At 59.0% G+C, this 24,066-nt stretch carries 26 protein-coding genes; 15 read left to right on the top strand and 11 right to left on the bottom strand.

Annotated elements, in window-relative coordinates:
• Positions 1–529 precede the first annotated feature (529 nt).
• The 4 genes from FKM97_RS10030 (at position 530) to FKM97_RS10015 (ending at position 4,546) form a co-directional block, all read left to right on the top strand.
• Positions 530–2,461 (top strand): mechanosensitive ion channel domain-containing protein, encoded by a 1,932-nt coding sequence (locus FKM97_RS10030; RefSeq protein ID WP_205014880.1) that lies wholly within the window; start codon positions 530–532, stop codon positions 2,459–2,461.
• A gap of 94 nt (positions 2,462–2,555) precedes the next feature.
• Positions 2,556–3,173 carry a nitroreductase family protein gene (locus tag FKM97_RS10025; protein ID WP_246105016.1) on the top strand — a complete coding sequence of 206 codons (618 nt, stop codon included), beginning with the start codon at positions 2,556–2,558 and terminating at the stop codon, positions 3,171–3,173.
• Positions 3,174–3,188: 15 nt separating this feature from the next.
• Positions 3,189–3,908 (top strand): HAD family hydrolase, encoded by a 720-nt coding sequence (locus tag FKM97_RS10020; protein ID WP_144292284.1) that lies wholly within the window; start codon positions 3,189–3,191, stop codon positions 3,906–3,908.
• An 11-nt stretch (positions 3,909–3,919) separates the two neighbouring features.
• Positions 3,920–4,546, top strand: coding sequence for a flavin reductase family protein (locus FKM97_RS10015; protein ID WP_144292283.1), 627 nt, complete (start codon positions 3,920–3,922; stop codon positions 4,544–4,546).
• Positions 4,547–4,552: 6 nt separating this feature from the next.
• Here the strand turns inward: FKM97_RS10015 and panC are convergent, their stop codons facing one another.
• Positions 4,553–5,395 (bottom strand): pantoate--beta-alanine ligase, encoded by an 843-nt coding sequence (gene panC / locus FKM97_RS10010; protein WP_144292282.1) that lies wholly within the window; start codon positions 5,393–5,395, stop codon positions 4,553–4,555.
• A gap of 128 nt (positions 5,396–5,523) precedes the next feature.
• Here panC and putA point away from each other — a divergent pair, with 128 nt between their 5' ends.
• Positions 5,524–8,694 carry a bifunctional proline dehydrogenase/L-glutamate gamma-semialdehyde dehydrogenase PutA gene (gene putA / locus FKM97_RS10005; protein ID WP_144292281.1) on the top strand — a complete coding sequence of 1,057 codons (3,171 nt, stop codon included), beginning with the start codon at positions 5,524–5,526 and terminating at the stop codon, positions 8,692–8,694.
• Positions 8,695–8,714: 20 nt separating this feature from the next.
• On the opposite strand, the gene FKM97_RS10000 is transcribed toward putA, so the two are convergent.
• From FKM97_RS10000 to uvrC, 4 genes are read right to left on the bottom strand one after another with little or no spacing between them, the layout of a single operon-like run.
• Positions 8,715–9,164 carry a hypothetical protein gene (locus tag FKM97_RS10000; protein ID WP_144292280.1) on the bottom strand — a complete coding sequence of 150 codons (450 nt, stop codon included), beginning with the start codon at positions 9,162–9,164 and terminating at the stop codon, positions 8,715–8,717.
• A gap of 23 nt (positions 9,165–9,187) precedes the next feature.
• Entirely contained in the window at positions 9,188–9,439 is a 252-nt protein-coding gene (gene moaD / locus FKM97_RS09995) for a molybdopterin converting factor subunit 1 (protein ID WP_144292279.1), read from the bottom strand.
• Positions 9,436–10,044 (bottom strand): CDP-diacylglycerol--glycerol-3-phosphate 3-phosphatidyltransferase, encoded by a 609-nt coding sequence (gene pgsA / locus FKM97_RS09990; protein ID WP_144292278.1) that lies wholly within the window; start codon positions 10,042–10,044, stop codon positions 9,436–9,438. Before pgsA ends, moaD begins: the two co-directional genes overlap by 4 nt.
• An 18-nt stretch (positions 10,045–10,062) precedes the next feature.
• Positions 10,063–12,018, bottom strand: a complete 1,956-nt coding sequence (gene uvrC / locus FKM97_RS09985) for an excinuclease ABC subunit UvrC (RefSeq protein ID WP_144292277.1) — start codon at positions 12,016–12,018, stop codon at positions 10,063–10,065.
• 247 nt (positions 12,019–12,265) lie between these two features.
• Here uvrC and FKM97_RS09980 point away from each other — a divergent pair, with 247 nt between their 5' ends.
• Genes FKM97_RS09980 through FKM97_RS09960 form a run of 5 tightly spaced genes read left to right on the top strand, consistent with a single transcriptional unit; the run spans position 12,266 to position 15,591 of the window.
• A complete protein-coding gene (locus tag FKM97_RS09980) occupies positions 12,266–12,889 on the top strand; it encodes a 50S ribosomal protein L25/general stress protein Ctc (protein WP_144292276.1) in 624 nt (207 codons plus the stop codon).
• A gap of 33 nt (positions 12,890–12,922) precedes the next feature.
• A complete protein-coding gene (gene pth, locus FKM97_RS09975) occupies positions 12,923–13,540 on the top strand; it encodes an aminoacyl-tRNA hydrolase (protein ID WP_144292275.1) in 618 nt (205 codons plus the stop codon).
• 3 nt (positions 13,541–13,543) lie between these two features.
• Positions 13,544–14,641, top strand: a complete 1,098-nt coding sequence (gene ychF / locus FKM97_RS09970) for a redox-regulated ATPase YchF (RefSeq protein ID WP_144292274.1) — start codon at positions 13,544–13,546, stop codon at positions 14,639–14,641.
• A 10-nt stretch (positions 14,642–14,651) separates the two neighbouring features.
• Positions 14,652–15,119 (top strand): MaoC family dehydratase, encoded by a 468-nt coding sequence (locus FKM97_RS09965; RefSeq protein ID WP_170240843.1) that lies wholly within the window; start codon positions 14,652–14,654, stop codon positions 15,117–15,119.
• Positions 15,112–15,591 carry a MaoC family dehydratase gene (locus FKM97_RS09960; protein WP_144292272.1) on the top strand — a complete coding sequence of 160 codons (480 nt, stop codon included), beginning with the start codon at positions 15,112–15,114 and terminating at the stop codon, positions 15,589–15,591. The genes FKM97_RS09965 and FKM97_RS09960 overlap by 8 nt, the downstream gene beginning before the upstream one ends.
• Positions 15,592–15,595: 4 nt before the next feature.
• Here the strand turns inward: FKM97_RS09960 and mtnA are convergent, their stop codons facing one another.
• Both mtnA and FKM97_RS09950 read right to left on the bottom strand, forming a co-directional pair.
• Positions 15,596–16,693 carry an S-methyl-5-thioribose-1-phosphate isomerase gene (gene mtnA / locus FKM97_RS09955; protein ID WP_144292271.1) on the bottom strand — a complete coding sequence of 366 codons (1,098 nt, stop codon included), beginning with the start codon at positions 16,691–16,693 and terminating at the stop codon, positions 15,596–15,598.
• A 2-nt stretch (positions 16,694–16,695) separates the two neighbouring features.
• Complete coding sequence (locus tag FKM97_RS09950; protein WP_144292270.1) at positions 16,696–17,241, bottom strand: adenine phosphoribosyltransferase; 546 nt, start codon at positions 17,239–17,241, stop codon at positions 16,696–16,698.
• 150 nt (positions 17,242–17,391) lie between these two features.
• Between FKM97_RS09950 and FKM97_RS09945 the strand changes: the two genes are divergently transcribed.
• The 5 genes from FKM97_RS09945 to FKM97_RS09925 all read left to right on the top strand — a co-directional run bounded on the left by FKM97_RS09945 (position 17,392) and on the right by FKM97_RS09925 (position 20,105).
• On the top strand, positions 17,392–17,622 hold the full coding sequence (locus tag FKM97_RS09945) for a hypothetical protein (RefSeq protein WP_144292269.1): 231 nt from the start codon (positions 17,392–17,394) through the stop codon (positions 17,620–17,622).
• 159 nt (positions 17,623–17,781) lie between these two features.
• Positions 17,782–18,024, top strand: coding sequence for a hypothetical protein (locus FKM97_RS09940; RefSeq protein ID WP_144292268.1), 243 nt, complete (start codon positions 17,782–17,784; stop codon positions 18,022–18,024).
• Between the two features lie 185 nt (positions 18,025–18,209).
• Positions 18,210–18,827: a hypothetical protein gene (locus FKM97_RS09935; RefSeq protein ID WP_144292267.1), complete on the top strand. Its 618-nt coding sequence runs from the start codon at positions 18,210–18,212 to the stop codon at positions 18,825–18,827.
• 59 nt (positions 18,828–18,886) lie between these two features.
• The gene (locus FKM97_RS09930; RefSeq protein WP_144292266.1) at positions 18,887–19,369 is read left to right on the top strand and encodes a hypothetical protein; all 483 of its coding nucleotides are present in this window, start codon (positions 18,887–18,889) and stop codon (positions 19,367–19,369) included.
• Positions 19,370–19,523: 154 nt separating this feature from the next.
• Positions 19,524–20,105 (top strand): hypothetical protein, encoded by a 582-nt coding sequence (locus FKM97_RS09925; protein ID WP_144292265.1) that lies wholly within the window; start codon positions 19,524–19,526, stop codon positions 20,103–20,105.
• Positions 20,106–20,265: 160 nt separating this feature from the next.
• Here FKM97_RS09925 and FKM97_RS09920 read toward each other — a convergent pair whose 3' ends face one another.
• Genes FKM97_RS09920 through petA form a run of 4 tightly spaced genes read right to left on the bottom strand, consistent with a single transcriptional unit; the run spans position 20,266 to position 23,831 of the window.
• On the bottom strand, positions 20,266–21,132 hold the full coding sequence (locus FKM97_RS09920) for an S-methyl-5'-thioadenosine phosphorylase (protein ID WP_144292264.1): 867 nt from the start codon (positions 21,130–21,132) through the stop codon (positions 20,266–20,268).
• A 10-nt stretch (positions 21,133–21,142) separates the two neighbouring features.
• Positions 21,143–21,982, bottom strand: a complete 840-nt coding sequence (locus FKM97_RS09915) for a cytochrome c1 (protein ID WP_144292263.1) — start codon at positions 21,980–21,982, stop codon at positions 21,143–21,145.
• An 11-nt stretch (positions 21,983–21,993) separates the two neighbouring features.
• The gene (locus FKM97_RS09910) at positions 21,994–23,253 is read right to left on the bottom strand and encodes a cytochrome b (RefSeq protein ID WP_144292262.1); all 1,260 of its coding nucleotides are present in this window, start codon (positions 23,251–23,253) and stop codon (positions 21,994–21,996) included.
• Between the two features lie 14 nt (positions 23,254–23,267).
• Complete coding sequence (petA, locus tag FKM97_RS09905; protein ID WP_144292261.1) at positions 23,268–23,831, bottom strand: ubiquinol-cytochrome c reductase iron-sulfur subunit; 564 nt, start codon at positions 23,829–23,831, stop codon at positions 23,268–23,270.
• Positions 23,832–24,066: the final 235 nt, after the last annotated feature.

Below are 24,066 nucleotides of genomic sequence, written 5' to 3'. Positions count from 1 at the left end.
ACGTGGCTGTCTGGAACTCGCGGCAGGTCGGCCGCGACTGAAAGAGAACTTGCCGACAGCGCTAGGATGCAGCCTGCGCTGGCGGACTTAAATTGACAATTCATAGTCTTCTCCAAAGGTCTTGTTCGAGAATAAATTTATTATGTGCTTGCGTAGTGCGGCCCCGTTACATGGGTGAGAAGAGGCGGGAATGTGGTAATCGTGGTCAGGATCTGTGGCGGCTGAAACGTCGAAGCTCGAGTGGCGAATTCGTCACACAAGAGTGGCTCTCGTAGTCGGTGATTAAATGCGCAAGACTTATGCTTTGAAGGTTTGGACGCATACTGTGCTGCGTACTTTCCTATTTATGGCGATTTTAACTTGTATGGGGACGGCTGCCGAGGCCCAGACCCCCACGGGGGCGCAACCTGAACAAGTGCAACAGCTGATCAAAATTCTTGAGGATCCGGCGGTTCAAACATGGCTGAAGAGCCAGTCAGGTGAGTTGAAGTCCGCCGCCATCACTCCCCCACCGCCTAATGAGCCGGTGATGATGGAGATGCCCGTCGAACTGATGGATCGGCGACTTGCCGAAATCAGCCAGCATGTCGAGGCGGTCATCGCAGCAATTCCCCGCCTGCCGCAGGAGGGGACCAGGGCCGAGGGTTTGATTGAGCGGGATTTTGGCGGGTATAGCGTCCCCCAGGCAATTCTCTTCTTCGCGCTTTTCATCATGGTCGGTATCGCAGCCGAGTGGCTCTACCGCTCAGCAATGTGGCGACCCAAACTTTGGCTGGCGACGTTTCCCATCCAAAGGATCGCGGACCGCCTCATCGGCATCCTCGCCACTTTTGGTTATGGTTTCGGTGCCTGGATCGCATTTTTGGTAGGATCTCACGCGGTGTTCTTGGCGCTGCCTTTGCCTCCCCTGATGCGGCAGTTCCTGCTCGGTTACCTGATTGTCGCGAGTTGCGTCAGAGGCGCCATGATCTTGCTCGACTGCCTCCTGGTGCCCTCCGGCGACGAAACACCTTTAGCGAAGTTTCGCGTAACGCCCATCTCGCCGGAAGCGGCCCGCTTCTGGCGCAACCGCTTGGCCTTGGCGGTCGGCTGGTTTCTTTTTGGCTGGGTGACGGTGCATCTTTTGGCGCTCCTGGAATTCTCTCTCGATGCGCGTCGCGCAATCGCCTATGCCCTTGGATTAGGGCTCCTTGCGATCGCCATCGAAGTAATTTGGAAGCGGCCGAAACCCGCAGCAGGAAGTGCTTCAAGTCGGCGCATTCGCCCTCGCGCCTTGCAGTGGCTCTGGACTTTTTATGCGGTGGTGCTGTGGGGGCTCTGGATCGCAGGCATGATGCCGCTATTGTGGTTTCTTCTGGTCGCTACAATCCTGCCAATGGCGATTTCGATATCACGCCGCGCAACGGCGCATGTCATGCGCCCCCCAGAATCAAGTCCTGTCGAGACGAGTTCGTTTAGCGTTGCAACGGCCTGCGCCGAGCGAAGCATTCAAGCGGGTCTCATTCTTTCAGCGATCCTCATCATTGCTTGGGCTTGGGATGTCGATCTCATCGCCATGACCTCGGGTGAAACGATGACGATGCGCCTGATCCGCGGTGCGTTGAACGCCGTACTCGTCCTGCTTGCTGCCGACTTCCTTTGGCACATCGTGGGGACGGTTATCGACGTGAAGCTTGATGAAAACAAGCCACCACCCCATGCCAGCGACGAGGAGATTGGCCGCAGCGCGCGCCTCCGCACCTTGCTTCCAATTCTACGCAATATCCTGCTGGTGACGTTCATCATCGTCGCGGTGCTGATGGCCCTTTCGGCGCTCGGGCTCGAGATTGGCCCGTTAATCGCAGGAGCGGGCGTGCTGGGTGTTGCCGTGGGCTTCGGTGCCCAGACGGTGGTGAAGGATATTATCTCGGGGATGTTCTACCTGTTCGATGACGCTTTCCGAGTCGGCGACTACATCCAGAGTGGCTCGCATAAGGGAACAGTTGAGTCCTTCAGCCTGCGATCCGTGCGCCTGCGGCACCAGCGTGGGCCGATCTACACGGTTCCCTTCGGAGAACTTGGCGCGGTGGAGAACATGAGCCGGGATTGGGTGATCGACAAAAGCGTGATCAACGTCACCTATGACACGGACCTGGAACAGGTCCGTAAGATTATCAAGGATATCGGTCGGCAGCTGAAAGAGAATCCGGAGTTTGCTCCCAAGATCATTGACACGCTGAAGATGCAGGGGGTGCAGGAGTTTGGGGATTATGCGATTCAAATTCGCATGAAATTAACCACGAAGCCTGGCGAGCAGTTCGTCATCCGCCGCCGGGCCTTTGCAATGATAAAAATGGCTTTCGAGGAAAAGGGGATCAGGTTTGCGACACCAACGGTCCAGGTGGCGGAGGGGAAGCATTCTGTAGCCGCCGCGGCTCAGCAGTCCCTCTCGATTGAGAGGGCTGCTGCGGATCCGGCGTGAACAGAATAGGACTTCATCCCGCTCCATGGCAGCGTTGATTGACATTGATCACCGGCAGGCTCAGTTCGGTCGCAGTGAAACCTGAGGATGCTCCATGTCTGTATCTGATAGTGAGACCAGCGCGCCGCCGCGGATGAACGACACCACGAACACGATGAGCCTCCTCCTCACGAGGCGCTCGCAGTCGATTTCGAAGTTGACCTCCGTGGGCCCCAATGAAGACGAGCTTCAGCTTGTACTTCGTGCAGCCGCAAGGGTGCCGGACCATGGCAAGCTCACGCCATGGCGCTTCATTCTTTTCAGAGGTGATAAACGCTCCAAATTTGGTGAGTTCTTGGAAGCTCGGCTGCGCGAATCTCGACCGGATGCCGGTGACCTCCTTTTTGAGCGGGCTCGAACGATTTTTAGCGCGACTCCTATCGTGATTGGCGTCGTTTCGCGGACAGTTCCACATGCGAAGATCCCGGAATGGGAGCAGCATCTTTCGGCGGGTGCCGCCTGCATGAACATTGTCCTGGCAGCCACGGCCCTCGGTTTTGGAGCGCAGTGGATCACAGGCTGGTACGCTTATGACCAGAAGGTTGCTTCACATCTTGGACTGACGGATCATGAGAGGATCGCAGGCTTCATCTTCATAGGCGGGCTTGCCGAGCAACCCACGGATCGTGATCGCCCGCAACTGGCCGCAGTCGTCACAGATTATGGGACGTGAAACAAGGGAACTCCGATGCCGTTCAGAGGAATACTTTTTGACAAGGACGGTACCCTTATCAATTTTCAGGCGAGTTGGGGTCCCGCGGTAAAGTCTCTAGCATTGCGCTTTGCCGAGGGAGATGAAGAAACGGCCCTGAGCTTGATGATCGCCGCCGGGTTCGATCCTTTGACGGAAAATTATCGACCAGGGTCGGTCATTGCTGCCGGCACGTCAGTAGAGTTGGCAGACCTGTGGCGGCCCGGTCTATCAGCCGCTGCGAGGCAGAGCACAATCGAGAGGATTGATGACCACTTCGCTAGAGCGGCCGGCATTGGAGCTGTACCTATTTGCGAGCTCGCACCTGTTCTTTCAGCCCTGAAGTCGCAGGGCTATATCTTGGGTGTGGCAACAAATGATGCCACCCACTCCGCTGAGATCTGCATAGCAGGGCTCGGGGTTCGTGACTGGTTTCTTTCAATCCATGGCTGGGATAGTGTGCCCAATCCGAAGCCGGCCCCGGACATGGTGCATGCATTCTGCCGCGTGGCTGGTTTGATCCCGGAGGAGGTCGTAGTGGTGGGGGATAACCGTCACGATCTTCTGATGGCTGCAGCAGCGGATGTGGGACTGAAAGTGGGAGTGCTTTCTGGAAGTTCCGACCAGTCCCATTTGCACGACCTTGCTGACCTCCTGATTAGCGACATTTCTCAATTGCAGGCTGCCCTCGAAAACCATGGGCGTTTGGCCGGCTGAAAGGATCAACTTTGTTTTACGACGCACTGACCAATGAACATGGACTTCCTCACGATCCCTTCAAAGCGTTGGTCGTTCCGAGACCGATCGGTTGGATCTCTAGCCTGGCATCTGATGGGTCCGTCAATTTGGCGCCGTACAGTTTCTTCAACGCCATGGCTAGCAACCCTCATTATGTGTTGTTTGGCTCCGGCGGCTATAAGCATTCCGTTGCGAATATCGAGGCCACGGGGGAGTTCGTGTGCAATCTCGCGACCTGGGATCTGCGCAAGGAAATGAATATGACATCGGCACCTGTGAAGGAGGGGGTGGATGAGATGCGTCTTGCTGGCCTGACGCCCGCTCCCTCCACAATGGTCAAGCCGCCGCGCGTGAAGGAGTCACCGGCGGCCCTCGAATGCGTTTACACCCAGACAGTTCGGCTGCCGGGCCATGAGGGAAAGGATGGCGACATGATCGTCATCGGTAAGGTCGTCGGCATCTACATCGATGATGCCTTCATTCGCGACGGACTTGTGGATACTGCCGCAATGCAACCCATCGCCCGCTGCGGCTACATGGACTATGCCGTCATATCTGAGCTGTTTGCCATGCGCCGGCCGACCGAGGCAGAGGCTCTCGCGGCCGCGGATGCCTGAGATACGCTACACGGCGATGTTGTCGATAAGCCGGGTCTTCCCTAGACGGGCTGCGACGAGCAGGCGCCGGGGGATCTCGGGAGAAGGATCCGTAGCCAACGTTTCCGCGTCGCGAAGTTCCAGATAGTCCACCTCAAATCCCGCCGCCTGAAGTGACTTCTTTCCAGCCTCCAGGCTCGCGAGAACCGCGCCTGTAGAGATGTCAGCGGCGGTGGCCTGAAGCTGTTGATAGAGCTGGGACGCCAGCTTTCGTTCTGCTGCGCTCAAATAAGCATTGCGTGAGGACATGGCGAGACCATCAGCCTCACGCAATGTTTCTGCCCCGACAACGCGACAGGGAATGTCGAGGTCGGACGCCATCTGCCGGATTACTAAAAGTTGCTGGTAATCCTTCTCTCCGAACACCGCGACATCGCATTGAGATTGGCTCAGGAGCTTGGCGACAACTGTGGCCACGCCCCCGAAGAAATGCGGGCGGACGTGATCTTCCAAACCCTGCACAGCCGGTCCTCCAACGGTGATGGTTGTGGCGAACCGGGGTGGGTACATTTCCCGTTGATCGGGGGCATAAACAAGTTCTGCCTGTGTCTTAGCGACCGCTGCGAGATCCGCAGCTTCACCGCGAGGGTAGGAGCCGAAGTCTTCCGTGGCTGAGAACTGCGTAGGGTTTACAAAGATGGTTACTGCAACGTGATCCGCCAGTTCGCGTGCCTTCGCGATCAGCGAAAGGTGCCCTGCATGTAGCGCTCCCATGGTTGGCACAAGAGCCACTGTTTCGCCCTTTCGGTGCCATTCGCGCGTTCTACCTCTAAGCGCTGAAATGCTGCGCACGACCTCAACCATTTGCATTCTGTGCTCCAACCATTCTGACGGCGGCTTTTGGACGGAGGAAGCGACGTTTGTCCAGGCTTGAATGGCAATGATAGAGAATTACCGCTTATAATTGCGCAGATAGTCTGAGGAGTGCAGGCAAGGTCATGACGACGTTAGCACCTGAGAAGGCCACCGCGCGGAGTGCCGCTTCCCGCCATTCAATTGCGGAGCGTCTTCTAGCTGATGAAACCCCGTTGGTGCGCAGCTTGATGGAGGCGGCGCGCCTGGATGACCACCAGCGGCGCGAAGTCGAGACGCTGGCACGAAGGCTGGTGAACGCCGTACGGGCGGGCCGTCGCCAGGGCGGGGGCGTCGACGCCTTCATGCAGGAATATTCCCTTTCCAGCGATGAGGGGATCGTTCTGATGTGCTTGGCCGAGGCTTTGCTGCGGATTCCGGATGCCGCGACACAGGACAAGCTCATTGCCGATAAGGTGGGTGGACGCCAATGGCACGAACATATCGGACAGTCCGATAGCCTGTTCGTGAATGCCTCCACATGGGGTCTGATGCTCACGGGCCATGTGATCGGCTTCCGAAAGGAAGGCTCAGCGGACATGCTCGGGATCGCGCGGAGGCTTGTTGCACGGTCTGGTGAGCCCGTAATCCGCCAGGCTCTTCGCCAGGCAATGCGTATCATGGGCAAACAGTTTGTGCTCGGTCGAACCATCAAGGAAGCGTTGGAGGTAGCAGCGCCACAGGAGAAGATTGGCTACCGCTTCTCCTTCGACATGTTGGGCGAAGCAGCGATGACGGCGGTCGACGCGGATCGCTATCTCGCCGCCTATGTCAACGCGCTGGAGACGGTCGCAAGACATGCAGGCGCGTTGACGCCCGACCAGAAGGTCTATGAGCGGCCTTCCATATCAGTGAAACTCTCGGCCATTCATCCGCGCTACGAGCCGAAACAAGAGACGCGGGTGTTGGCGGAACTCCTGCCACGGATCTTGAAGCTTTGCGAACGGGCTCGCGACTTGGATCTCGGGATCACGATCGATGCGGAGGAGGCCTTCAGACTGGATCTGTCCTTGGCCCTTTTCGAACGCCTGTCTGCGGCGCCAAGTCTGGCGCGCTGGGATGGTTTAGGCTTGGCAGTTCAAGCCTACGGAAAACGCGCCTATCCCGCCTTGGAGTGGCTCGCTCAGCTTGGCGAACGCACCAACAGACGTATTCCCATTCGCTTGGTAAAGGGCGCCTATTGGGACACGGAGATCAAACGGGCCCAGGAAGCCGGTCTCGAAGGATATCCGGTATTCACACGTAAAGCGAACACGGATGTGTCCTATCTTGCCTGTGCACGGTTCATGCTCTCGCAGAAGCGTTCGATTTATCCCCAGTTCGCCACGCATAATGCTCACACGGTGGCAGCGATCACGGTGATGGGCCAGTTGGACGCTGATTTCGAGTTCCAGCGTCTCCACGGCATGGGACAGGCGCTTTACGATGAGGTCGTTGGGGGCAACAAGCTTAATCGCCCCTGTCGCATCTATGCCCCCGTGGGGACACATGAAGATCTGCTCGCCTACCTGGTGCGCCGTCTTCTTGAGAATGGCGCGAACACCTCATTTGTGCACCGTCTGGCCAATGACGAAGCCCCGATACGCGAAATCATCGCAGATCCGGTGGAAGATATTGGCCGCCATGTTTCGATTCCCCACAGCCATATTCCTTTGCCGCGGGATATCTTCAAACCGCGCAAGAATTCACAAGGCTTCCCCCTCTGGGACGATGAAACCCGCGAGCAGTTCCTCAAGAGGATGGCCGAAGCAGCCGCTGAGCCCACCCACGCAGCTCCTTTGATCGACGGGACGGCGGTCTCGGGAGCCGCGCGGAACGTAACATCACCGCAAGATCGTCGGCGGGTTGTTGGAACGGTTGTGGAAGCTGACGCCGCAGCAGTCGAACGCGCATTGTCATTGTCCGCGAAGGTCCGGCGCGACTGGGATGATCTCGGCGGCTACCAAAGGGCCGCGATCCTGGAACGGGCTGCCGACCAATATGAAGCTCAGGTGCATAGACTTGTCGGTCTGATGACACAGGAGGCTGGAAAGACGATCGACAACGCGCTTGCCGATCACCGAGAAGCTGTCGACTTTCTACGTTTCTATGCAAGCGAGGCGCGGGCGAAATTTTCAACCGGCATGACATTGCCGGGTCCGACGGGTGAAAGGAACGAGATGTGGCTTTATGGCCGCGGGACCTTCGCCTGCATAAGCCCGTGGAATTTCCCTCTTGCGATCTTCACTGGGCAGATCGCCGCTGCACTGGCGGCGGGCAACACGGTGATTGCCAAGCCGGCAGAGCAGACGCCCTTGGTTGCCTTCGAGGCCGTTCGCCTGATGCATCATGCCGGTGTCCCCGGCAGTGTTCTCCATCTCCTGCCGGGCGGAGGGGCAGCAGTAGGCGGGCGCCTGATTGCCGACAGCAGAATTGATGGCGTTGCCTTCACGGGATCTAACGAGACCGCCGCCCTGATCAATCGAGCGCTCGCGGCGAGGTCCGGTGCGATTGTTCCGCTGATCGCCGAGACGGGGGGCATGAACGCCATGATCGTGGATTCGACGGCCTTGCCGGAACAGGCGGTGCGTGATGTCGTCATGTCCGCCTTTGATAGCGCTGGACAACGGTGCTCCGCAGCACGGCTGCTTTTCGTGCAGCGGGATATCGCTGATCGGCTTTTGCCGATGCTTAAGGGCGCCATGGAAGAACTCCGCATCGGTGATCCCGCAGACTATGCGACGGATGTGGGACCCGTCATCGACGAGGACGCAGCGAATGTCCTTATAGCCCACAAGCAGCGCATGAGCCGAGAGGCTCGCACTCTCATCGACCTTCCCCTGCCAGCCGAGACGCGTCATGGGACATTCGTCTCCCCTGCAGCCTATGAGATTGACTCGATGGCCATGTTGGAGCGGGAGGTATTCGGCCCGATTCTCCATGTTGTCCGCTACGATGGAGACAAGCTTTCGGAAGTCTGCGACGCCGTGAACGGCTCGGGCTATGGATTGACGCTTGGTCTTCACACGCGCATTGAAACGACCGCCGAAGAGGTTCGCAAACGGGTGAGAGTGGGCAATGTCTACGTCAACCGGAATCAGATCGGCGCCGTCGTTGGCTCCCAGCCTTTTGGAGGGGAGGGCCTCTCCGGAACCGGTCCCAAGGCTGGAGGCCCGCACTATCTCTACCGCTTCGCCACGGAACGCGTTGTATCAACGGATACAACCGCATCCGGCGGGAATACGAGCCTATTCTCTATGGTGAGTGAAGATGAATAGAACGTCCTCTCCGAGGGGGCTTATGGAGATGGGTAATCCTCTGAGGCGCTTGTCACCTGAACGTCGACGGAGTCAGGAGTGTAGTTGACCACATAATCATCGACGATGATGGTCGCGATGTCCCCAAATTCGCTCGGCTTGGGAATGATTTGATTCCCATACCCGACGGTCACACGATTGCTCTTGTAGATATACTTCTGAACTCTAAGCGAACATGATGGTCCGCCGCAGGTGAAGCCCAGGCTCTCGAAAAAGGCAGGACTGTAAGCGACGCCTTGTTCCTTGCGCAGGTCGCCTAACGCGAACTTCATGGCGCGCCGCTTTTCAGCCTCACTGCCTTTGATGTCCCGTTCGAACACCTTGGCTCGAAGATAAGGATTATTGCTGCCTTCGAAGGAGGTGTAGGTGGTCTGCGTACAAGCTGCGACCGCCGTAACCGCTGCCAAGGCGGCCAAGGAACTCAGGCGCATTCTAATCCCCATAGTCTCTCTCACTAGCCGCCGGTCACCGGCGGAAAAAACGCTATTTCTCGCGCCCCGTCGATGGAAGCATCGAGCGGAACCAGGACCTGATCCACAGCTGCTCTGACGACGCGCAAGTCCCCGAACGCGTATGCGTAAGTTTCGTCCTTTTTTGTCAGCCAATCAATCACATCTGCAACGGTTTTGATCTCGGTGGGCAGATTGAGTTCTTCCTGTGCAGTTCCGACACGCTCGCGGACCCACGCGAAATAAAGGATTTTCATGATTGGTCCTCCTCGACCACCCGCTCGACACCGGCTTTGAGGTAATCATAGCCCGTGTAGAGGGTGAGCAGGGCCGCCACCCACAGCCCAATCAGTCCGATGGTCGTCGTCGCCAAGAAGAATCTGTCGCCGGCCTCTCCGGCGAGAAGAAAGCCGATGGCCACCATCTGGAGCGTGGTCTTCCACTTGGAGAGTTGCGTCACGGGGACCGATACCCGCAATTCTGCGAGATATTCTCGCAGTCCCGACACGAGTACCTCGCGCAGCAGGATGATGACCGCTGCGATCACATGGATCCCGTCTATAGTCCGCTCCCCCGTGAGCATGAGCAGCACCGCCGCAACCAGCAGCTTGTCGGCGATCGGGTCGAGCATCCGTCCGAGAGAGGACTGCTGAGACCACAGCCGGGCAAGGTAGCCGTCAAAGAAATCGCTGATTGCCGCGGCGAGAAAAATGGCGACTGCAATCCATCGCGCGCGGTCTCCATCGAGGAAGAAACAGGCGACCAGCAGCGGGACGGCAGCGATCCGTCCGAACGTCAAGATGTTCGGCAGGTTGAAAATCCGTGCACGCCGCTGTCTGACCAAGTCTGGTTTTATACTCATGACAGGTGCCGACCTCGGTCAGCTTCGCCCTTCGTGGAAGTAATCATAGATGGTTCGCGCAAGAGAGCCACTCACGCCGGCGACGGCAGAAAGATCTGCGACATTGGCGCGCGCCACCGCTCGTGCGGAGCCGAAGGCTCTCAGTAGCGAGCGCTTCCTGTCAGGACCGATCCCGGGAATGTCATCCAGTGGATTGGTTCCCATGGTCTTCTTGCGGCGAGCCCTGTGACTGCCGATTGCGAATCGATGCGCTTCGTCTCGCAGTCGCTGGACATAATAAAGAACGGGATCTCGCGTCTCTAGCATGAATGGAGAGCGTCCGGCCATATGGAAATGCTCGCGTCCCGCATCTCGCTCTGGCCCCTTGGCCACGCCGACGACGGCAACGTTGTTGACACCGAGATCCTTGAGGACGCCAAGCGCGGCAGAAAGCTGACCCGGTCCCCCATCTATGAGAAGGAGATCGGGCCAGGCGGGGATGTCTTCAAACACGCCCTCGTCCTCGGCGTCTTCCGCCTCATCAAGATCCAGCGGCCCCTCAACTGCGTTCGCCGCGGTCTCCTTCATCAGGCGGGAGAAGCGTCGCGTCAGGACCTCCCGCATCATCGCATAGTCATCGCCGGCGGCATTGGCATCCCGAATATTGAACTTCCGATATTCCTTTTTGATGAAACCTTCCGGGCCTGCAACCACCATGGCGCCGACGGGGGATGCGCCCTGAATGTGGCTGTTGTCGTAGATTTCGATGCGGCGAGGGTTGCGCGCCAGCCCGAACGCCCGACCCACGCCTTCTAGCAGTCGATTTTGCGAGCCGGTATCAGCAAGCTTTCGTCCCAGCGCCTCCCGAGCATTGTTGACCGCATGGGTGATCAGCTCGCGCTTCTCGCCTCTCTGCGGGACGGAGATCGTGACCTTGTGCCCGGCGCGTGTCGCGAGTGCAGTCTCAAGCAACTCGTGCAGCGTAATCGCCTCGCTGATCAGGATAAGTTTGGGGCAGGGCTTGTCGTCGTAAAACTGCGCAATGAAGGATTCGAGCACTTCGCCTGGCTCCACGCTCCGGTCGGCCCGGGGGAAGTAGGCGCGATTGCCCCAGTTCTGCCCAGCGCGGAAGAAGAAGACCTGGATGCATGTTTGTCCTCCCTCCTGGAACAGTCCGAAGACGTCGGCCTCTTCCACTCGCTGAGGATTGATCCCCTGATGCGCCGTGACATGTGACAAGGCGGCGATGCGATCGCGGTAGCGGGCAGCCTGTTCGAAATCGAGGCGCTCAGAGGCAGCTTCCATATTCTGGGCAAGATCACTCTTGACCGAATGGCTGCGTCCCGAAAGAAAGTCGACCGCATTGGCCACGAGATGGCGATAATCCTCTTCCCCGATATAGCCGGTGCAAGGAGCGCTGCACCGTTTGATCTGATAGAGCAGGCAGGGTCTCGTGCGATTTTCGTACACGGAATCGGTGCAGGATCGCAGCAAGAAGGCCTTTTCCAAGGCGTTGATGGTCCGGTTGACGGCGCCGGCGGACGCAAACGGGCCAAAATAGGAGCCCTTACGATTACGCGCCCCGCGATGTTTGGCGATCTGGGCAGTCGGATGGTCCTGGGCGATCAGAATATAGGGAAATGACTTATCGTCCCGCAGGACAACGTTGTATCGCGGCTTCAGCTTCTTGATGAGATTGGCTTCAAGGAGCAAGGCCTCGACTTCCGTGGCCGTGACGATCAGCTCCATCGAGGCGGTCAGCGAGATCATGGTGGCAATGCGGTTGGTGTGACCGCCGAGCCGAGTATAGCTGGACAGACGACCCCTGAGGCTCCGTGCTTTGCCGACGTACAGGATTGTGCCCTTGTCATCGAGCATACGATAGACGCCGGGTCGCGCGGGTGCCGTGCGCACAACCGACCGGATCACATCGATACCGATGGTTACAGTCGTTGGTTCGAGATCGGTGTCAATGCTCTGCAGGTTTTGGCTCATCCAGACCGTGGTTCGAAGCGGCGTCCGTGTCGGCAATATGGTTGCACGAGCCATAAGTCGCAAACGGTCCTCTGTCGATATATGAGCTTTAAAGATAAGGCTTGCTGCCATTGCGTCGGGCGGGCTCTGCCGCTATAAGCCGCGGGATCACGCATGGCCGGGCGCCGTTCACCCCTGGAGGAAGCCCCGCGCGCGTGTCGAGAGGTTGCCCTGAGCGGCCTCGTTTCGCAATTCAAGGAGAGTACCCATGGCGCAGACACATGAATTGACTGCCGTCGTGCGTGAACGGGCCGGCAAGGGGGCCGCTCGGGCAACACGGCGACAGGGATTGGTCCCCGGAGTGATTTATGGGGGCAAGATGGAGCCGCAACTCGTATCCGTTGAGTACAAAGTGTTGATGAAGGAGGTCGAGACCGGCCATTTCCTCTCCACCATGTACAGCCTTAAGGTGGGTGACGAGACGGTCCAAGTGCTGCCGCGCGACATCCAGTTTGAGCCGGTGCGCGACTTCATCATTCATGTGGATTTCCTGCGCGTCGTCAAAGGCTCGCACATCACGGTTGAGGTTCCGGTGCTCTTCATCAATGAAGAGGCCTCGCCCGGCATCAAGCGCGGCGGTGTTCTGAACATCGTGCGCCACGAGATTGAACTCGATTGCCCCGCCGATAGCATTCCTGAAGAGATCACCATCGATCTGACTGGAACGAATATTGGTGATTCGATTCATATTTCGGCGGTGCAGTTGCCGGAAGGTGCGAAGCCGACCATCACCGACCGCGATTTCACCATCGCCACGATCGCGGCGCCGGCCGTGCTCCGTGAGGGTGACGACGAAGCGGGAGCGGAAGGCGGCGAGGCGGCTGCTTCCTAAGCCGCCGAGCGCGCCCAAAGGGGCGAGGAGCCTGTGGTCATCATCGTCGGACTGGGCAATCCAGGCCCGAAATACGAGAACAACCGTCACAATATCGGCTTCATGGCTGTCGATGCGATCCATCGGCGCCATGGGCTGGGACCGTGGCGGAGACGCTTCCAAGGTGAGATTGCCGAAGGCGAGATCGCCGGCGTCCGGCTTCTTCTGTTGAAGCCGATGACCTTCATGAATGAGAGCGGTCGGTCCGTGGGTGAGGTTCTCCGCTTCTACAAGGCGGAACCCACCGATGTGGTCGTGCTTCATGATGAGCTCGATCTCGAGCCTGGCAAGCTCAGGGTCAAACTTGGTGGAGGGGCTGCAGGCCATAATGGACTGAAATCCATGATCGCCCATATTGGCCCGCACTTTACGCGCATCCGCTTGGGCATTGGTCATCCCGGGCATCGGGATCTCGTTCACCATCATGTTTTGAGCGATTTCGCCAAGGCCGACTCTGTTTGGCTTGACAGCCTGCTTGACGCCATCGCAGCCAACGCCGATCAACTGGCCACGGATCAGCACGCTCGATTTCAGAATTTGGTCCATATGGCGGTTCATCCGCCGAAGCCGAAGCCGGCACGCAATGTGGAACCGGCCCCCGAGAAGGATTGAGCTATGGGTTTCCGCTGCGGCATCGTCGGCCTCCCCAATGTGGGTAAGTCGACGCTTTTCAATGCGCTGACCGAGACGGCGGCAGCCCAGGCGGCGAATTACCCGTTTTGCACGATCGAGCCCAATGTGGGTGACGTCGCGGTGCCCGACCCACGCCTTGAAAAGCTCGCCCTCATCGCCAAGTCGCGGGAGACTATCCCGACGCGTCTGACCTTCGTGGACATTGCCGGCCTCGTTCGCGGCGCCTCGAAGGGCGAGGGTCTAGGCAATCAGTTCCTTGCCAATATCCGCGAGGTGGATGCAATCGCTCATGTGCTCCGTTGCTTCGTCGACGACGACGTGACCCATGTTGAGGGAAAGATCGATCCCTGGAGCGATGCTCAGATTGTCGAGACGGAGTTGATGCTGTCCGATCTGGAAAGCTTGGAGCGGCGACGTGTGGCGCTGGAAAAGAAGGCCAAGGGTGGCGACAAGGAGGCGAAGGCCACCGTCGACCTCATGGACAAGGCGCTGGTTCTGTTGCGCGAGGGAAGACCAGCGCGCTTTGCTGAAATCGCCGAGGATCAGCGCGCAGCCTGGAAGGCGTTGGGATTAATCACCAACAAGCCCGTCCTCTACGTCTGCAACGTGGACGAGGCTTCGGCGGCCGAAGGGAACGACTATTCGCGGGCGGTCTTCGAGCAGGCAAAGGCCGAAGGAGCGGGGGCTGTCGTCATCTCCGCCCAGATCGAAGCCGAGCTGGCGCAATTGTCAGCGGAGGAGCGGACGGAATACCTTGCCGATCTCGGTCTCGAAGAGCCTGGGCTCAATCGCCTCATTAGGGAAGGCTACAGGCTTCTCGAGCTGATCACCTACTTCACCGTCGGCCCCAAAGAGGCGCGCGCATGGACCGTGCGCCAGGCCACGACCGCGCCGAAGGCTGCCGGCGTCATCCACACGGACTTCGAGAAGGGCTTCATTCGGGCCGAAACCATTGCCTATGATGATTATGTCGTGCTGGGCGGCGAAACCGGGGCCAAGGAGGCCGGCAAGATGCGGTTGGAAGGCAAGGACTACGTGGTCCGCGACGGTGACGTCATGCATTTCCGCTTCGCCAACTAGAGGAGGGGCCATGTCGGAGCTGCTTTATTTCGAGGACTTCCCGGTCGGCCGCACCTTCACGTCGCGTGATTACGAATTGACCGCCGACGAGATCAAAAGCTTTGCGCGCGAATATGACTGGCTTCCATTTCACACCGACGAGGAAGCGGCAAAAGACAGCTTCCTCGGCGGTCTGGCAGCGAGTGGTTGGCATGTCAGCGCGATCGTTATGCGTCTGATCGCAGACAGTTATATTTTGAGTGCGGCCAGCATGGGCTCGTTCGGGATCGAGGAATGCAAATGGCTGAAACCGGTTCGGCCGGGCGATGTTCTGACTCTCAGATCCGTCGTGGTGGAGGCGCGCGTGTCTGCCAAGCGGCCGGAAATGGGTATCGTGGCGATGCTGTGGGAGCTATTCCGGGCGGATGGTGAGAAAGTGACCGAGGTGCGTGGCTCCAATCTGTTTAAAACCCGAGCCTCCGAGATGTCCGATGTATGAATTCTACGAAGATATGGCCATCGGGGAGCCCATTCTCGTGGGCACTTATCGCTTCACGGCAGAAAGCATCACCGGTTTCGCGAGGCGGTATGATCCGCAGCCCTTCCATCTGACGGAGGCGGCGGCGCGCCAGTCCCATTTCGGCCATCTCTGCGCTTCCGGTTGGCAGACCGCGGCCGCCTGGATGAACTGCAATCTGCGTAAGCTCGAAAGCATGCGCGCGACCGAACAGCCGCGTCGCGGCCGGTGGCCCGAGATCGGCGTATCACCGGGCTTTGAGCAGCTGCGCTGGTCGAAGCCCGTCTATGTTGACGACGAGGTGACCTACACCATGTCGGTGGTCGACAAGCGCGAGCTCAAATCGCGTCCCGAATGGGGCATGATCACCTTCGCGATCGAGGGGCGCAATCAGGACGGCGTGCCGGTGATCTCCTTCCGCAGCAAGGTCCTTGTGCAGAAAGTCGAGACGTGACCGCTCACGCTTCCCGCCGCTCGGGAAACAGGCCGAGCAAACCTTCCCGGCTGGCATCGCACACGCCCCTCTCGGTGATGAGACCGCTGACGAGCCGCGCCGGCGTGACATCGAAGCCGTAATTGGCAGCGGGGCTCCCCGGAGCGGAAATCTGGACGGTCACGATCTCGCCATTCGCGCTGCGCCCGGTCATGTGCGTGACCTCTTCGCCCGAGCGCTGCTCGATGGGAATGTCGCGTACCCCGTCGGCGATCGTCCAGTCGATGGTAGAGGAGGGTAGGGCGACATAGAAAGCGACGTCATTGTCCTTCGCGGCCAGCGCCTTGAGATAGGTTCCGATCTTGTTGGCGACGTCGCCCTGCGCGGTCGTGCGGTCGGTGCCGACGATGGCAAGGTCGACCATGCCATGCTGCATGAGATGGCCACCGGTATTGTCAGCGATGATGGTGTGCGGCACACCGTGCTGTCCGAGTTCCCAGGCCGTCAGTGCAGCACCCTGATTGCGCGGTCGGGTCTCGTCGACCCAGACATGAACGTCAAGCCCGGCCTCATGCGCCATGTAGATGGGTGCCAGCGCCGTGCCCCAGTCCACGGTGGCGATCCAGCCGGCATTGCAATGGGTGAGCACATTGATCCGTTGGCCGGGCTTCGCATCCGCGGCGCGCCGGATGAGTTTCAATCCGTGCTGACCGATCTGCCGATTGGTTTCTACGTCCGCATCGCAGAGCGCGGCGGCCTTGGTGAAGGCCGCCTCGACCCGGTCCTCCCGCGGCTGGTTGCGGATGGCGCCCAGCATCTCGTCGATTGCCCAATGGAGGTTGATCGCTGTCGGGCGGGTGCGCCGCAGGCGGAGGGCCGCCTCCTCCAGGGCGTCGTCGGAAGCGTCCGAGGCCAGTGCCAGCGCCATGCCATAGGCGGCGGTGGCACCGATCAGCGGAGCACCCCGCACCTGCATCGTCTCGATCGCCCGGGCGGCATCCTCGAGCGTTTCGATTCCGATGACCACGAAGTCGTGCGGCAGCCGCGTCTGGTCGATGATGCGGACCGAGCGGCCGTCCGCCTCGACCCAGATCGATCGGTAGTGGACGCCGTTGACCTTCATGCCTATTCGCCCTCGAACTCGATGATCGTATGGACTCGCAGCCCCTTCTCGCGCACCTTCGCCGCCCCTTGCAGGAAGGGCAGGTCGATGATGAAGGCGGCGGCGATCACCTCGCCACCGGATTCCTGCAGGAGCTCGATGGCGGCAGAGGCCGTTCCCCCCGTGGCGATCAGGTCGTCGATGAGCAGGATCCGGTCGCCGCGCCTGACGGCATCGGCATGGATCTCGACAGTATCGACACCATATTCGAGTTGATACTCCTTGCCGATCGTCTTCCAGGGAAGCTTGCCCTTTTTGCGGATGGGGATGAAGCCGACGCCCAACTCCCGCGCAACCGCCCCGCCGAGGATGAACCCACGCGCCTCGATGCCCGCGACGTAATCGATGTCCTGGTAGATGAAGGGCCAGATCAGCTCGTCGATGGAGGCCCGCAGCCCGCGTGCATCCGCCAGCAGCGTCGTGACGTCACGGAAGATGATGCCGGGTTTGGGATAATCGGGGATCGAGCGGATCAGGCTCTTGATGTCCGTGTGACTGCGGACGGGCATGGGCAAGTGTTCCTCATTTGGGGCACGAAGCCGGACGGCGGGAGACGCCATGGCCCGAGGGCCTGCGCCGAGGCGTTGAGGCTTAACAGATACGCGACGCGATTTCGAGTATAGGAGGCCGTGAGTTCTGCCAAGAGTGAAGGAATTGCAATGACTGAACACCGCGAAGTCGTCGTCACCGACATCAAGATGCCCTTCTGGTCGATGGTGCGTTTCCTGGTGAAGCTCGCGATCGCCTCCATCCCGGCCATGATCATCCTTTGGCTCATTGGCATGGCTCTGTTTGCAGCGATCGGGCTGACCGGTCTCGTCTGGCTGCCCTGGGCAGGCAGCTGGCACTGGGGCACAGGCAACGGCACCGGGCTCGGCACTGGCGTGTAGTGAGCCGAAGGGGCGCATCCGCGACCTTCGATGCGATAGCGCAGGGCGTGGAGCGCCGAGCGCCGAGCGGGCGCGAATGGTTTAAGGATATCGAGCGACCGATCGGCGCTCCACGCGCTGCCGGCATGCGCCGAAGGCGCGGGGATAAGTTCACTAGAAATGCAGCCGTTCCACCCAGAAAGCGGCAAACAACTTAAGATTGCACAGACTTTCTTTGCAATTTTTTTAAACCAGAAGAGTAAAAAACAAGCTCCTACAACGTACCTACTTGGAAATGATTTGGCGAGGATCGATGATAGAGCCGCCACTGTGCGCAGCCATCAGCATCGGATGGCCATGCCACCGCCTGAATCTTCAGGAGCCTGGCTCCCACGCGAATGCTTTTTCTGGGATGGTGAGTGAGATAAACTTCGTCCAACAATAAAACATCAATATTTCATCCAAAAATTATTGAGAACAGGCTCATGATTTTGAGTTGGGCTCGGCGCAATTGAACATTTATCTTCATAGGTATCATCATGAGAAAAATCCCTTCTCCAGCCATGGAGCCCCTTATAAAGTCCATAAACGCGAACATGGAACCTGACATGCCGACGGTCTTTACTCCGTTGACGTCTGGCTTGACTTCTCAGATGGCATTCAAAAATTTTGACTCGGCACAAGCAAAGGTCCGCTGGGATAAGCCGGTGAGCCATTCGGAATACCCGTCTTGGATGAAGACCTTCTTTAGTCATGGTCAGGACTCACCCGAATTCAAGTCAGCGTTTTCAACAGCAAAAATGGAGAACGGTGTCGGTCCTGGAGGTCTTCCGAAATTTCAAGCGGTTGAACCAGAAGTTATTCAGCGAGATTTACATTACAATACAGCTACGGGGCCGAAAAAATCTGTTTCGTTTTCTTCGTCACCTGATACCCTCATTGAGGGAGAGAACATCGAACGTACGAATTACAAGAAAAACCCCATGGCGGGGTATAAGGACGTGGAGATCAGCAACCTGTTTGACGAGAGATCTGCCAATATGTCTGCCCGCGATAAGGCCGATGCGATGCATCGGGAAGTCTCAAGCGCCGAGTTTCACAAGCCAAGCAGTGCCGATGATTTTTGGCCTAATCCGAGGGATGTCGACGAGGAACTGCAAGCCTTTGAGGATAAGCAGACCGAAGCGAACATTGCTGCCGTATTGGACCATTATGGCTCCTTGTAGGGGCAGCTAAGCCCCTACGCACACCCGTACCCAGAAGAATTTATTTAAGGATATTTGAAATGCAGCCAATCGTGACTTCACGGACTTCTGTTCTGCCGGCCCCGAATGCGGAAATGCCGAAGGTCCACGTGACCGGGGTCGCGCTTGCAAACATCAAATGGGACAACCTTCCGGAGAAGGCGGCGCCGCCGTTTCCGGGGAAGATCTCCCTGATCCACGAGACCAAGTGGATCGCATACGGACCGGAAGAGGGCAGCGCTACGGAATGGACCCAATTTCGCAAGCCGCTCGTCCTTAAGGCGCCGCGCGCCGGCTATGGCGACGCGGAAGTCGGCAATATGATCCGCGCCAAAGAACACCATGTTCCGGCGGAACTGCGTGCGAGAGCTTTGGAAGCCGAAGTGAAATCTCCAGAGTTCTGGTCGGACAAGGTGTCCGACACACGTTCGTTTCTGGAAGACGCAGGTCCGAACTTCGGGCCCTTCCACGATTCCCTCGTTGGAACGACACATCGCACCGTCGATAACTGGTATCAGATCTGACAGACCAAAGAGACGGTAAGGCTGCGGAAGCCCCTGTCGCGTTTGCCCGGGTCCTGTTCATCTCTACAAGCGGGACCTGGGAAGACTTCATGCCTGTTGATTTTTATCATCTTAGGCCGCACGTCGTCGATAACACTGCGCTTAAACAGCAATAGTGCCGTTTTTTATTATTAAATTTGATGAGATGACCATGAGACCCAGCCAGTTGGCTTCTAAAGCTGCAAACATCGTGCAGGGGCACTTTAGTGTGCAGAAAGCGTGCCTTGAGGGACTGAGCGAAGTGGTTCGCACAAATGGGTATTCGACCGCGCCCATTGCACCGCTGGAACAGGCCGCGCTTGATAATCTGGCGATCGCAAACAGCTACACCCCGTATCGCGGCCCTGCACGATCGTCCGAAGTCATCAACCAGGCCATGAAGCAGACGAACGCTGTTCACCATCTGGTTGCCAACGCGGACGCTGAGATCTTTCCTGCACTTGATCGATTGACCCAGACGCCTGCAGCCGTTCCCGAAATCAATACTGCAGTCTCAAGCGCCAAGGATTTTCTGTTGCAGAATTCCGAGAACACGCACCGGCAGCTCTCATCGATCGTCAAGGCGCTGTCGGATCCGAGCACCGGAGAAGCCGTGGAATTGGGAAAGAAGTCGGTGAACTTTGCACCGGAAGAGAGCTTTCAGCGGATCGAGTTCGAGCGCTATCCTGCAGAGGCCTATGAGCTGACACTCAGATAAGGTTCGTGCCGCCGAGACTGATGCACATCAAGATTATTCCCTGTTCAAGCCACGGCGCCGCATCGCATCATGCCAGTCGGCAACTGGCTCGGGGATGGGCAGCCAGCGATCGGGTCATCGCTCGCACCAGGAGTGATCAGACAGGCTCGCCACGCGCTGCTTACAGAACCCGCCCCGCAACGGCGTCTAGCTTCGCCAGCAGAGCAGGGTCACGCGCCTCCGGCGCCGTGATGATGGCGTATTCCAGCGCCCGGTCGGATCCGATCGGGCAGGGCTCGTGCTCGCGAGGGAAGTCCCGAGCCAGTCGGGCAACAAGACGTCGGGCATTGTCGCCATTGGCAGTCATGACCCGGATGATCTGACTGATGTCGACCGCTCCGTGATCCGGATGCCAGCTGTCAAAATCGGTGACCATGGCGACGGTTGAATAGCTAATCTCCGCCTCGCGGGCGAGCTTCGCTTCCGGCATGTTCGTCATGCCGATGACGTCGCAGCCCCACTCGCGATAGAGCTTGGACTCAGCCAGGCTCGAAAACTGCGGGCCTTCCATGGCCAGATAGGTGCCGCCCAGATGATGCTGGATCTGCTCGGCTCGGGCGGCCGCGGCCACATGCTCGACGAGCCTGGGGCTCACGGGATCGGCGACTGACACATGCGCAACGCAGCCATTGCCGAAGAAGCTCTTGGCCCTCGCGAAGGTCCGATCGATGAACTGGTCGACAAGGACGAATGTGCCCGGTGGCAGATGCTCTCGGAAGGAGCCGCAAGCCGAGACGGAGACGAGGTCGGTGACCCCGGCCCGCTTCATCACATCGATATTGGCGCGGTAATTGATGTCGCTCGGCGACAGCCGGTGTCCACGTCCATGCCGGGGCAGGAACACCACGGGTAGGCCGTCGACGTCACCGATGGTGACCGCATCCGACGGTGCCCCCCAGGGGCTCTCGATCTGCTCGCGACGGGCATTTGCTAGGGGCAGCTCGTAGAAACCGCTGCCACCGATGATGCCGAGAACGGCTTTCGTCATAGATCGCGCCTCAATGCTTGATGCGCGACCAGATTTTCTGCTTGGTGAGATAAAGCAGGACGGTCAGGATCGCGACATAGATGAGGACCTGAAAACCCAGCTCCTTGCGCTGCTCCAGCTTCGGCTCAGCCGCCCAAGTCATGAACGCAGACACGTCGCGCGCCATCTGGTCAACGGTCGCCGGCGTACCGTCGCTATAGGAAATCTGATCATCCGCCAGCGGCGGCGGCATGCCGATCCAGTGGCCGGCAGAGAAATAGGGATTATACATCTTGCCGGGTGGCGCCGAGGCGGCCAGATCCTCCGGCGGCTCCTGATACCCGGTCAGGATCGAATAGACATATTGCGGCCCGCCGATGCCGTTAATCAGCTGGTTGAAGGTACCGTACCAACCTGGACGCGACTTCGTCAGCAGCGAAAGGTCAGGAGGCAGCGCCCCGCCATTGGCGGCACGCGCGGCGTTCGTGTTCGGGAAGGGATGCGGAAAGCGGTCCGACGGAAGGCCAGGACGCTCGAACATCTCGCCCTCGTCGTTCGGCCCGGCCTGGACCTGGTACTCGGCCGCGATCGCCTTGACCTGCTCTTCCGGGAACTCGGGACCACCGGGATCGCCGAGATTGCGGAAGCTCAGAAGCTCCATGCTATGGCAGGCGGAGCAGACCTCCTTATAGACCTGAAACCCGCGTTGCAGCTGCGCCCGGTCGAAGGTGCCGAACGGCCCTTCGAACGAAAAACTGATGTCCTTGGCAGGCATCTGCCCTTCGGCGGCGAAGGTGGGTGTGGCGAGGGCGCCGAGGGCAAGGATGCCGAGGGCCGCGGCGAGCTTGCGCATTCTGGTCTCTGTGCTCATGGACGGGCCCATCACTCGGCGGGTTGTGCTGTGGGCTGCCCGGCGGTCTTGGGGCCGAGAACCGATTCGGAAATGCTCGAAGGCAGCGGTTTGGGCGTCTCGATCAAGCCGACGAGTGGCAGAATGATCAAGAAATGCGCGAAGTAATAGACCGTTCCGATCTGACCGATGATCACCCAGATCCCCTCCGGCGGCTTGGAGCCGACGACGCCGAGCACGACGCAATCGATAGCGAGGATCCAGAAGAACTGGCGATAAATCGGGCGGTAGTTCGAGGAGCGCACCTTGGACGTATCGAGCCAGGGCAGGAAGAACAGGACCACGATAGCGCCGAACATGGCGATCACGCCCATGAGCTTGTCCGGGATCGAACGCAGAATGGCGTAAAAGGGCAGGAAATACCACTCAGGCACGATATGCGGCGGCGTCTTCAGCGGATCCGCCATCTCGTAATTGACCGCATGCCCCATGTAATTGGGCAGATAGAACACGAAGAGCGCGAACACGAGCAGGAAGGCCATGATCGCGAAGGCATCCTTCATCGTGTAATAGGGATGGAAGGGCAGCGTGTCTTGGTCGGATTTGACATCGACCCCTGTCGGGTTGTTGTTGCCCGGGACGTGCAGCGCCCAGATATGCAGGATCACCAGGCCGACCAGCACGAAGGGCAGGAGATAGTGCAGGCTGAAGAAGCGCTGCAGAGTGGCATTGTCGACGGTAAACCCGCCCCACAGCCAGGTTACGATGGACTCGCCGAAGAACGGCACCGCCGAGAACAGATTGGTGATGACTTTCGCACCCCAGAAGCTCATCTGCCCCCAGGGCAGCACATAGCCCATGAAGGCTGTGGCCATCATCACTAGATAGATGATGACGCCGATGATCCACAAGACTTCGCGCGGCGCCTTGTAAGATCCGTAATAGAGGCCGCGGAAGATGTGCAGATAGACGGCGATAAAGAAGAACGAGGCGCCGTTGGCATGCATGTATCGGATGAGCCAACCGTAATTCACGTCGCGCATGATGTGCTCGACGCTGTTGAAGGCCATCAGCGTGTTCGGCGTGTAATGCATCACCAGGACGATGCCGGTCATCAGCTGCAGCACCAGGAAGATCGCCAGGATGCCGCCGAAGGTCCAGAAATAGTTCAGGTTCCGCGGTGTCGGGAAGGCGAGAGCCTGGTCATGCGCCATGCGGATGATGGGCAGCCTTGCGTCGAGCCACTTCTCGATGCCGGTCTTCGGCTGATAGGTGGAATGTCCTCCGCTCATCGGGACTAGTCTCCTCAGCCGATCGTTACTTTGGTTTCACCAGTGTATTTATAGGGCGGTATCGCCAGGTTCTCCGGCGCCGGGCCCCTGCGGATGCGGCCGGCGGCGTCGTAATGCGAGCCGTGGCACGGGCAGAACCAGCCGTCGAAATCCCCTGACTGCCCGATCGGTACGCAGCCCAGATGGGTGCAGACGCCGATCTGGATGAGATATTGTTCCTTGTTGTCGATGACCCGGTTCTCGTCCGTGGCCGGCGCAGTGTCGGGCAGGTTGGCGTTGCGAGCCAGAGGATCGATGAGGTCGCCAAGCGCGACCGCCTTCGACTCCTCGATCTCCTTCTGCGTGCGATAGCGCACGAACACCGGATTGCCGCGCCACGTGATGGTGATGCTTTGGCCTTCGGCAAGCGGCGTGAGGTCGACTTCGGTCGAAGCAAGCGCCAGCACCGAGGCATCCGGGTTCATCTGATCGATGAGCGGCCAGGCGACGGCGGCGGCGCCGACGGCAGCGAAAGCCCCTGTAGCGATATAAAGGAAATCGCGCCGCGTGGGTTCTTCGGTATGGGTCGCTACTTCCACGTATTCAGCCCCTTGAGATCACCGGACGACCAAGTCCTGCAAGGATATGCAGGTCGGCAAGGAATATGCAAAGCCGAAACGGCTCGGTGCGACGCGACAAACCGCGTGTTTCGAGCCGTACCGTCCCTGCATGCCGAGAAGGATTCTAAATTCCTCCGAGGCGGACGTCTTTTCGCATCGTGATCCCGGAATGTCCAGCCGTCGCTTGTTCCGGCAAAGTGTCGCATAAGCCCCA

Source organism: Rhodoligotrophos appendicifer (assembly GCF_007474605.1).
Lineage (GTDB): Bacteria > Pseudomonadota > Alphaproteobacteria > Rhizobiales > Im1 > Rhodoligotrophos > Rhodoligotrophos appendicifer.
The sequence above is the reverse complement of the archived record's forward strand: the minus strand, read 5'-3'. Positions and strand labels throughout refer to the sequence as shown.

What these genes read in the sequence shown, in the direction of transcription:
- FKM97_RS09945 (WP_144292269.1), top strand. Translation starts at nt 17,392, where the DNA reads ATGACTGAACACCGCGAAGTCGTCGTCACCGACATCAAGATGCCCTTC.
- FKM97_RS09965 (WP_170240843.1), top strand. Translation starts at nt 14,652, where the DNA reads ATGTCGGAGCTGCTTTATTTCGAGGACTTCCCGGTCGGCCGCACCTTC.
- putA (WP_144292281.1), top strand. Translation starts at nt 5,524, where the DNA reads ATGACGACGTTAGCACCTGAGAAGGCCACCGCGCGGAGTGCCGCTTCC.
- FKM97_RS10020 (WP_144292284.1), top strand. Translation starts at nt 3,189, where the DNA reads ATGCCGTTCAGAGGAATACTTTTTGACAAGGACGGTACCCTTATCAAT.
- pgsA (WP_144292278.1), bottom strand. Translation starts at nt 10,044, where the DNA reads ATGAGTATAAAACCAGACTTGGTCAGACAGCGGCGTGCACGGATTTTC.
- moaD (WP_144292279.1), bottom strand. Translation starts at nt 9,439, where the DNA reads ATGAAAATCCTTTATTTCGCGTGGGTCCGCGAGCGTGTCGGAACTGCA.
- uvrC (WP_144292277.1), bottom strand. Translation starts at nt 12,018, where the DNA reads ATGAGCCAAAACCTGCAGAGCATTGACACCGATCTCGAACCAACGACT.
- FKM97_RS09980 (WP_144292276.1), top strand. Translation starts at nt 12,266, where the DNA reads ATGGCGCAGACACATGAATTGACTGCCGTCGTGCGTGAACGGGCCGGC.
- FKM97_RS10030 (WP_205014880.1), top strand. Translation starts at nt 530, where the DNA reads ATGATGGAGATGCCCGTCGAACTGATGGATCGGCGACTTGCCGAAATC.
- FKM97_RS10025 (WP_246105016.1), top strand. Translation starts at nt 2,556, where the DNA reads ATGTCTGTATCTGATAGTGAGACCAGCGCGCCGCCGCGGATGAACGAC.
- FKM97_RS09935 (WP_144292267.1), top strand. Translation starts at nt 18,210, where the DNA reads ATGCCGACGGTCTTTACTCCGTTGACGTCTGGCTTGACTTCTCAGATG.
- FKM97_RS09950 (WP_144292270.1), bottom strand. Translation starts at nt 17,241, where the DNA reads ATGCCCGTCCGCAGTCACACGGACATCAAGAGCCTGATCCGCTCGATC.
- FKM97_RS10000 (WP_144292280.1), bottom strand. Translation starts at nt 9,164, where the DNA reads ATGCGCCTGAGTTCCTTGGCCGCCTTGGCAGCGGTTACGGCGGTCGCA.
- FKM97_RS09930 (WP_144292266.1), top strand. Translation starts at nt 18,887, where the DNA reads ATGCAGCCAATCGTGACTTCACGGACTTCTGTTCTGCCGGCCCCGAAT.
- FKM97_RS09915 (WP_144292263.1), bottom strand. Translation starts at nt 21,982, where the DNA reads ATGAGCACAGAGACCAGAATGCGCAAGCTCGCCGCGGCCCTCGGCATC.
- FKM97_RS09960 (WP_144292272.1), top strand. Translation starts at nt 15,112, where the DNA reads ATGTATGAATTCTACGAAGATATGGCCATCGGGGAGCCCATTCTCGTG.
- FKM97_RS09940 (WP_144292268.1), top strand. Translation starts at nt 17,782, where the DNA reads ATGCAGCCGTTCCACCCAGAAAGCGGCAAACAACTTAAGATTGCACAG.
- FKM97_RS09910 (WP_144292262.1), bottom strand. Translation starts at nt 23,253, where the DNA reads ATGAGCGGAGGACATTCCACCTATCAGCCGAAGACCGGCATCGAGAAG.
- FKM97_RS09920 (WP_144292264.1), bottom strand. Translation starts at nt 21,132, where the DNA reads ATGACGAAAGCCGTTCTCGGCATCATCGGTGGCAGCGGTTTCTACGAG.
- ychF (WP_144292274.1), top strand. Translation starts at nt 13,544, where the DNA reads ATGGGTTTCCGCTGCGGCATCGTCGGCCTCCCCAATGTGGGTAAGTCG.
- panC (WP_144292282.1), bottom strand. Translation starts at nt 5,395, where the DNA reads ATGCAAATGGTTGAGGTCGTGCGCAGCATTTCAGCGCTTAGAGGTAGA.
- mtnA (WP_144292271.1), bottom strand. Translation starts at nt 16,693, where the DNA reads ATGAAGGTCAACGGCGTCCACTACCGATCGATCTGGGTCGAGGCGGAC.